Origin of the sequence: Pseudomonas sp. PS01299, assembly GCF_029960145.1 — a bacterium.
Taxonomy (GTDB): domain Bacteria; phylum Pseudomonadota; class Gammaproteobacteria; order Pseudomonadales; family Pseudomonadaceae; genus Aquipseudomonas; species Aquipseudomonas putida_A.
This window is the reverse complement of record NZ_JASCPO010000439.1, coordinates 1-2,151: the sequence shown is the minus strand read 5'-3', so window position 1 is coordinate 2,151 and position 2,151 is coordinate 1. Positions and strand designations below refer to the sequence as shown.

Genomic DNA, 2,151 nt, shown 5'->3' with positions numbered 1-2,151 from the left:
GAGCAAGCCCGCTCCCACATTGGATCTGCGTCGTACACAAATCCCATGTGGGAGCGGGCTTGCTCGCGAAGGCGTCAATTAGGTCAGCGCATTACTTGCCCTGAAACTCCGGCGTCCGCTTGGCCACAAACGCCGCCATGCCTTCCTTCTGATCCTGCGTGGCGAACGCCGCATGGAACACCCGGCGCTCGAAGCGCACGCCTTCGGTCAGGTTGACCTCAAAGGCGCGGTTGACGCTTTCCTTGATCATCATCGCAATCGGCAACGACTTGCTGGCGATCACCGCGGCGACTTTCAACGCCTCGTCGAGCAGTTCATCACTCGGCACGATCCGCGCAACGATGCCGCAGCGTTCGGCTTCCACCGCATCGATCATCCGCCCGCTGAGGCACATTTCCATGGCCTTGGCCTTACCCACCGCGCGGGTCAGGCGCTGGGTGCCGCCCATGCCCGGGAGCACGCCGAGGTTGATTTCCGGCTGACCGAATTTGGCGTTGTCACCGGCCAGGATGAAGTCGCACATCAGCGCCAGTTCGCAGCCGCCACCGAGGGCAAAGCCGTTGACCGCAGCAATGATCGGCTTACGGCGGTTGGCCACACGGTCGCTGTCGCTGAACAGATCATCCATGTAGATCTGCGGATAGGTCAGTTCGGCCATTTCCTTGATGTCGGCGCCGGCGGCGAAGGCTTTCTTCGAACCGGTGATGACGATGCAACCGATGTTCGCATCCGCTTCCAGACCATCGAGGGCATGGTTCACTTCGCTGACCAGTTGCGCGTTCAGGGCGTTCAGCGCCTGTGGGCGGTTGAGGGTGATCAGGCCGACGCGGCCGTGGTTTTCCAGCAGAATCGTTTCGTAAGTCATGGGCAAGATTCCTTGTCAGAGATTGCGCGAAATAACCATGCGCTGAATGTCGCTGGTGCCTTCGTAGATCTGGCACACGCGCACGTCGCGGTAGATGCGCTCCAGCGGGAAGTCGTTGAGGTAACCGTAACCGCCCAGCGTCTGCAACGCCATCGAGCAGACCTTCTCGGCCATTTCCGAGGCGAACAGTTTGGCCATCGAAGCCTCGACCAGCGCCGGCTGACCGCTGTCACGCAGGGCAGCGGCGTAATGCACCATTTGCCGGGCAACGACGATCTGCGTGGCCATGTCGGCGAGACGGAAGGCCACGGCCTGGTGCTCGATGATTGGTTTGCCGAAAGTGTCGCGCTCACGGGCGTAATCGCGGGCCGCTTCGAACGCGGCACGGGCCATGCCCACCGCTTGCGAAGCGATGCCGACGCGTCCACCTTCGAGGTTGGCCAAGGCAATCTTGTAGCCTTCGCCCTCCTCACCCAAGCGGTTGGCGACCGGCACCTTCACGTCTTCAAACAGAATCTGGCAGGTGTCCGACGCGTGCTGGCCGAGCTTGTCTTCGACCCGCGCGACTTTATAGCCCGGCGAATCGGTGGGCACGATGAACGCCGTGATCCCGCGTTTGCCGGCACTCGGATCGGTCACCGCAAACACGATCACGATCCCGGCGTTCTGCCCGGAAGTGATGAACTGTTTGCAGCCGTTCAGCACGTAATGATCACCTTCCAACCGTGCGCGGGTTTTCAGGCTACTGGCGTCGGAACCGGCCTGCGGTTCGGTCAAGGCGAAGGCGCCGAGCATGGCGCCGCTGGCCAGCGGTTTGAGGAAGCGTTCGCGCTGATCGTCGTTGCCGAACTTGAGGATCGGCACACAGCCCACCGAGTTGTGCACGCTCATGATGGTCGAGCAGGCGCCGTCGCCGGCGGCGATTTCTTCCAGGGCCATGGCGTACGCCAGGTAGCCGGTGTCACAGCCGCCCCATTGCTCCGGCACGAGCATGCCGAAGAAGCCCAGTTCGGCCATCTCGCCGATGGCTTCCTTGGGGAAACGATGCTCGCGATCCCACTCGGCGGCGAACGGTTTCAGCCGTTCCTCGGCGAACTGCCGAGCCATGTCGCGGATCTGGGTCTGGTCTTCGTTGGGAATCATGGTGAATCCTTAAATTCAAGTCGCACCGCCTATTCATTGTGGGAGGGGGCTTGCTCCCGAATTGGCCGTGTCAGTCAGACAATTTCTGAATGACACACCGCCTTCGGGAGCAAGCCCCCTCCCACAGGGAGAAAGGGCGTTGG

Annotated in this window: 2 protein-coding genes; both read right to left on the bottom strand. The window is 61.8% G+C overall.

Features of this window, described 5'->3' with window-relative positions; all coding sequences use genetic code 11:
- Window positions 1–91 precede the first annotated feature (91 nt).
- Window positions 92–865 (bottom strand): enoyl-CoA hydratase, encoded by a 774-nt coding sequence (locus tag QMX91_RS30775; protein WP_098963986.1) that lies wholly within the window; start codon window positions 863–865, stop codon window positions 92–94.
- Window positions 866–880: 15 nt separating this feature from the next.
- The gene (locus QMX91_RS30770) at window positions 881–2,008 is read right to left on the bottom strand and encodes an acyl-CoA dehydrogenase (protein ID WP_223007473.1); all 1,128 of its coding nucleotides are present in this window, start codon (window positions 2,006–2,008) and stop codon (window positions 881–883) included.
- Window positions 2,009–2,151: the final 143 nt, after the last annotated feature.

Bases quoted from the DNA above. Each gene is read 5' to 3' on its own strand.
- QMX91_RS30775 (WP_098963986.1), bottom strand. From the start codon at position 865: ATGACTTACGAAACGATTCTGCTGGAAAACCACGGCCGCGTCGGCCTG.
- QMX91_RS30770 (WP_223007473.1), bottom strand. From the start codon at position 2,008: ATGATTCCCAACGAAGACCAGACCCAGATCCGCGACATGGCTCGGCAG.